Origin of the sequence: Amnibacterium sp., from assembly GCF_036559085.1 — a bacterium.
Classification (GTDB): domain Bacteria; phylum Actinomycetota; class Actinomycetes; order Actinomycetales; family Microbacteriaceae; genus Amnibacterium.
In genome coordinates this window covers 1-5,393 of record NZ_DATBTU010000079.1, presented here as the reverse complement: position 1 = coordinate 5,393, position 5,393 = coordinate 1, and the positions used below count along the sequence as shown (strand labels likewise).

General features: G+C 72.1%; 6 protein-coding genes. 3 read left to right on the top strand and 3 right to left on the bottom strand.

Going from position 1 to position 5,393, the window contains the following annotated elements; genetic code table 11:
* The first annotated feature begins 311 nt into the window (after nt 1-311).
* Both VIG76_RS14885 and VIG76_RS14880 read left to right on the top strand, forming a co-directional pair.
* Nucleotides 312-638 (top strand): hypothetical protein, encoded by a 327-nt coding sequence (locus VIG76_RS14885; RefSeq protein WP_331955568.1) that lies wholly within the window; start codon nt 312-314, stop codon nt 636-638.
* A gap of 272 nt (nt 639-910) precedes the next feature.
* Nucleotides 911-1,177, top strand: coding sequence for a hypothetical protein (locus VIG76_RS14880; protein WP_331955566.1), 267 nt, complete (start codon nt 911-913; stop codon nt 1,175-1,177).
* 41 nt (nt 1,178-1,218) lie between these two features.
* Here VIG76_RS14880 and VIG76_RS14875 read toward each other — a convergent pair whose 3' ends face one another.
* Entirely contained in the window at nt 1,219-3,162 is a 1,944-nt protein-coding gene (locus tag VIG76_RS14875) for a potassium transporter Kup (RefSeq protein ID WP_331955564.1), read from the bottom strand.
* Nucleotides 3,163-3,568: 406 nt separating this feature from the next.
* Here VIG76_RS14875 and VIG76_RS14870 point away from each other — a divergent pair, with 406 nt between their 5' ends.
* Complete coding sequence (locus VIG76_RS14870) at nt 3,569-4,129, top strand: YceI family protein (protein WP_331955562.1); 561 nt, start codon at nt 3,569-3,571, stop codon at nt 4,127-4,129.
* Nucleotides 4,130-4,233: 104 nt separating this feature from the next.
* On the opposite strand, the gene VIG76_RS14865 is transcribed toward VIG76_RS14870, so the two are convergent.
* Together VIG76_RS14865 and VIG76_RS14860 are read right to left on the bottom strand one after the other, a co-directional pair.
* Complete coding sequence (locus VIG76_RS14865) at nt 4,234-5,124, bottom strand: NAD(P)H-binding protein (protein WP_331955560.1); 891 nt, start codon at nt 5,122-5,124, stop codon at nt 4,234-4,236.
* Nucleotides 5,121-5,393 (bottom strand): nuclear transport factor 2 family protein (locus VIG76_RS14860; protein ID WP_331955558.1); only part of this gene is annotated, 273 nt, incomplete at its 5' end. The genes VIG76_RS14865 and VIG76_RS14860, both read right to left, overlap by 4 nt.

Genomic DNA, 5,393 nt, shown 5'->3' with positions numbered 1-5,393 from the left:
CTCGGGTGCGAGGTACTCGTGCTCGATGAGGTCCACCGAGCACACCTCGTCCGCCACGGACAGGTCGCCCTGGTTGAAGCCCCGGTCGATGATGGCGGTGAACAGCTCGCCGTTGCGCGTCACGCCGCCATCGTGATCCTCAGCGTGGCCGCGGTCAATGAGCGGGCGGGCCACGGCATCCGCGCCTGCTGTCCGCACGGACAACTGCCGGGGATTCAGCGGCAGCAGTTGTCCGTGCGGACAGCAGACAGCGGGACGGGCCTGCAGCACCCGGCGCCGGGCGGCCACCAGCAGTCGGCCAGAATGGCCTGGTGATCGACGGCGATCCGCTGCACTCGGCGACGCCGGCGCTGCTCCAGCGGGCCGGCCACCTCGCCGTGCTGCGCATCCTCGCCGCCGCCCGCCAGGAGGACCTCGACCGCCTCGCCTCGGAGGCGGACGCCCTCGCCGTCCGCGGCTACACGCTCGACCCCCGCGACCCGGGCGCCCGGATCGCGCACGGGCGTGCGGCGGCGGAGATCGGGCGGCGGCTCTCCGTCGCGGCCGCGGAGCTCCAGGCCGCGAACGGCGCCCTCCGTGAGGCGATCCTCGACGACGCCTGGACCCCGGCCGACGACCCCGACGCGTTCATCGCCTGACCGTCCTGCCCCGATCGACGACGCGGGGCACCCGCCGTCCGCCGCGCGCGGATCAGGCGAGTGCCCCAGGAGCGGTGCTCGTCGGGCTACTTCTTGCCCTTCTTCTTGCTCTTCTTGCTGTCCTTCTTCTTGTCCTTCTTCTTCGCCACGGTGCCCTCCTTCCCGGGTGCTGCCGCGGTCGACCGCGATGCCGAGGAGCGTAGTCAACGAACGCTTGACAGGCAAGGCAACCCACCGTTGACAGCCATCCTGGTGCACCTACGCTGCTGTGCATGGCCGAGGACAGCCCCATGAAGCGCTTCGACCGCGCCGCAGAGGCGGTGAACCGGCTGACGGATCCGTTGCAGCGGCTCGACGCCGCCCGACGGCTGCGGGAGCACGCCGACGCCCTGGAGGCCGCGGCGGTCCAGCGCGCCCGCCACGCCGGGGTCACCTGGAAGGCGATCGGCGCGGTCTACGGGCTGAGCAAGCAAGGGGCGCAGCAGCGGTTCCGCGCCCTGGCCGCGCCGGACCCCGAGGAGCACCGGGACGAGCGGTAGGGCGTCCCGGACGGGCCCATCGGCCCGCACGCGCCTCGGACTCAGATCTCGACGTCGCTGCCCATCGTGACGGTCCGCGTCGACGGCAGCCGGAAGCGGGCTGCCGGGTCGGCTGCGTTGTGCGCGAGCGTGACGAACAGCGCGCGCCGCCACCGCATCATCTTCGGCTTGCGGCTCATCTGCAGGGCGCCGCGGGAGATGAAGTAGGAGGCGCGGGCCAGCTCCTCGGCGGTGATGTCGAGCAGGCCGGCCCTGCGCGCGGCGCGCAGCGCGGCCGGCACGTCGGGCTCCTCCGAGAACCCGAACCGGATCGAGAGGTGACTGATCCCGTCGTCGGTGTAGCCCAGGTCGTCGAGGGTGAACGACCGCGAGGCCGGCACGTACGGGATCCGCAGCACGGTCACCGAGACGATGATCACGCGCCGGTGGAGGACGTGGTTGTGCTCGACATTCGCCCGGAGGGCGAGCGGGGTGCTGTCCATGTTCGGATGCGGGAACACCGCGATCCCCGGCACGCGCGGGAGGTGCTGGACCTGGACGGACTCGACGAAATCGGCGAGGGATCCCTCCTTGCGCCGCCGGTCGTCCGTGACGATCTGCCGGCCGTGGCGCCAGGTGGTCATCACGAGGAGCACCGCCGCCGCGATGAGCAGCGGTACCCAGCCGCCGGTGGCGATCTTCGAGAGGTTGCCAGAGAGGAAGGTGACCTCCAGCCCGCCGAAGACCACGGCGGCGAGGACGATCTTCCACCACCGCCAGTGCCACAGCAGCGGCGCGACGATCAGCATGAGCACGGTGTCGACGACCAGCGCCCCCGTGACCGAGACGCCGTACGCCGTCGCCAGGCGGGCCGACGATCCGAAGGCCAGCATGATGGCCAGGACCCCGAGGAACAGCAGCCCGTTGACGACGGGCAGGTAGATCTGGCCGCTCTCGTGCTTCGAGGTCTGCCGGATGGTGAGCGGCGGCAGCAGGCCGAGCTGCACCGCCTGACGCGTGAGGGAGAACGCGCCCGAGATGACCGCCTGGCTCGCGATGATCGTGGCGACGGTCGCCAGGACGACGACCGGGAGTCGCAGCCAGTCCGGGAACAGCAGGAAGAAGGGGTTCGCCTTCGATGCGGGATCCTGCAGCACGAGCGCGCCCTGGCCGAGGTAGTTCAGGGTGAGCGCCGGGAAGACCAGGAAGAACCACGCCCGCCGGATCGGCGACCGGCCGAAGTGCCCCATGTCGGCGTACAGGGCCTCCGCGCCGGTGATGACGAGCACGACGGCGCCCATCGCGACGAAGGCGACGGCGGGGTGCATGAACACGAAGGCGACGGCGTAGGTGGGCGACAGCCCGAGGAGCACGGCGGGCCGGTGGACCACCTGCGACAGCCCGGCGAGGGCGAGCACGAGGAACCACAGCACCATCACGGGCCCGAAGAGGTTTCCGACCTTGCCGGTGCCGTAGCGCTGGGCGGCGAACAGGACCGTCAGGATCACCGCGGAGATCGGCACGATCAGCGAGGCGATCCCTGGAGCGGCCACCTCGACGCCCTCGACGGCGGAGAGGACGGAGACGGCCGGCGTGATGATCGAGTCGCCGTAGAACAGGGCGACCCCCACGATGCCGACGACGATGAGCCCGCCGGCGCCGCGACCGGCGTGCTTGTAGAGCCGCTGCGCCAGGGCTGCGAGCGCCATGACGCCGCCCTCGCCGTCGTTGTCCGCGCGCATGAGCAGCGCGAGGTACTTGATCGAGACGATCGCGGTGATGCTCCAGAACATCAGCGAGACGACGCCGTACACGTCCGACTCGTTGGCGCGCACGACCCCGTTGTCGATCGTGAACACGGTCTTCAGGGCGTAGAGCGGGCTGGTGCCGATGTCGCCGAAGACGACGCCGAGCGCGGCGAGGGCCGCCAGCGCGACACCGCGGGAGGCCGCCCGCCGCTTGCCGGGGGCCTGCGGGTCCGGCGGCTGCTGGGACGCGGTCGACACGGGCCGAGCGGGGGCGGCCCCCTCGGCGGCATCCGAGCGGCTCGCCGACCGCCCATCGGGCTCGGCGGCCGCAGCGCCAGGGATCGAGGGGTCGGTCATCGGGCCGCGACCGCCGACGGGTTCACCATGACTGCACCTCTCCACGGCGACGGTCCTGGGCCGCCCGTCGTTCCGCTGACGGTCATGTCTAGACCCCTGCGGCCCCTCGCGCCTGTGCGGCCACGCCAGCGCACACTCGGACCCCCACTTCGGTGGGTGCCCACGCCCCGAGCCCGCGCGGTCTCACCCGCTGACGACGCCGGCGGCGCGCTACCTTGGACCGCGGATCCGCGGCCGCTGGAACCTCGTGGGAATCCGATCCGGCAGACTGGGAATAGGTCGCGCACGACCACCGTTGTTCGGTGACATGTCAACTACTACTGAGCTCAGCCACCCGAACTACCTCGCCGGCACCTGGAAGCCCGATCTGGCTCACTCCGAGATCACGTTCTCCGTGCGCCACCTCGCGATCAGCAAGGTCCGCGGGTCGTTCGAGCGGTTCGACGTCACCGTCAACGCCCCTGAGAACCCGGCCGATCTGACCGTCGAGGCCACCATCGACGTCGCCTCGGTCAACACGAACCAGAAGGACCGCGACAACCACCTCCGCACCAGCGACTTCTTCAACGTCCCGGAGCACCCCACCTGGACCTTCCGCTCGACCGCCGCGACGGTCGACGGCGACGACTTCACGCTCACCGGCGACCTGACCATGCGCGGCGTCACCAAGCCCGTGACCCTGAAGGGCGAGTTCGGCGGCCTGGTCACGGACGGCTACGGCCAGACGAAGGCCGGCTTCAGCGCGACCACCAAGATCAACCGCAAGGACTACGGCATCAGCTGGAACATGGCGGTCGAGGGCGGCGGCCTCACCCTCGGCGACGAGGTCACCATCAACCTCGAGCTGCAGCTCGTCCTCCAGCCCTGAGCTCCGCGTCTGCTGTCCGTGCGGACAACTGCTGCCGCTGAAACGCCGGCAGTCGTCCGAGCGGACAGCAGACGGCGGGCGGATGGGCGGCGCCTGAGCCCCCCTCAGGGGCGCGCGAGCGCGGCCGGCGTGAGCGAGGCGCGCGCGGCGGCGTCGAGGACCGGCGCCGGCATCCGGGCTACCGCGCCCCCTCGCGCCGGCTTCGACCCGCTGTCGTGCAGCACGACCGCGGCACCCGCCGCGCGGGCGAGGAACGGCGCGAACGGGCGAGCGGTCACCGCCATCAGCCGCAGGGCGCCGATCGGGATGCGACGACTGCGCCCGTCGGTGCCCGCGGCCCGGTGCAGGGCCTCGGACATCGCCTGCAAGGACGTCGCCGCCCCGGGCAGCTCGATCAGGCCTCCGCCGCACGCGCCACTCGAGGCCTGGAGCACGGCCGCCGCGACGTCCTCCAGCGGCACGACGCGCACCTCCGCCTCCGCGGATCCGTAGATCGTGGTCCGGCCCGTCGCCGGCAGCGACTCCCCCATCACGGCGAGCTGCGTCTCGAGGAAGGGTGCAGCGCGCACGATCGTCCAGTCGAGGTCGGTCGACCGCAGCGCCCGCTCGGCGGCGTCCTTGCTCCGGTCGAGCTCGAGGCGCGCCCGCGGGGCCGCCGTCAGGCTCGACACGAGGACGAACCGCCGGACGCCCGCCGTCGAGGCGGCCCGGATCAGCTCGAGGTTGCCCGCGCCGTCGACGGTCCGGACGCTCGACGCGGCGGTGCCGCCGAAGCCGCTGATGGACGCGACCACGGCCGAGCAGCCGGTCGCCGCCGCTGCCGCGGCACGCGGATCCTCGGCACGACCGACCACCGCCTCGACGCCCGCACCTCGCAACGCACCGGCCGATGACTCCGCGCGGGTCAGGACCCGGACCGCTCCCCCGGCCTCACGCAGCCGCTCCACGAGCATGCTGCCGAGCCGCCCGGTGCCGCCTGCGACGAGAGTGGTCATCGCGCGACACCGACGGCGCGTCGGACCGCGGCGTCGACCGATCCGGCGTCCGTCTCGACCGGCTCCAGGTAGAACCGCGCCGAGGTGATGAGCCCGTCGGGCACCGTGAAGACGACCGGCCCGACCATGTGATGCGGGGCACCGTCCCGCCGGGTGCCCGACATCGTCCACTCGCACCAGACATCGTCGAGGTGGAGCGCGCTGTCGGTCATCTCGGCTGCGAGATCCGGGACGCCGGCGAGGATCGCGCTCCAGTTGCGGCGGACCTG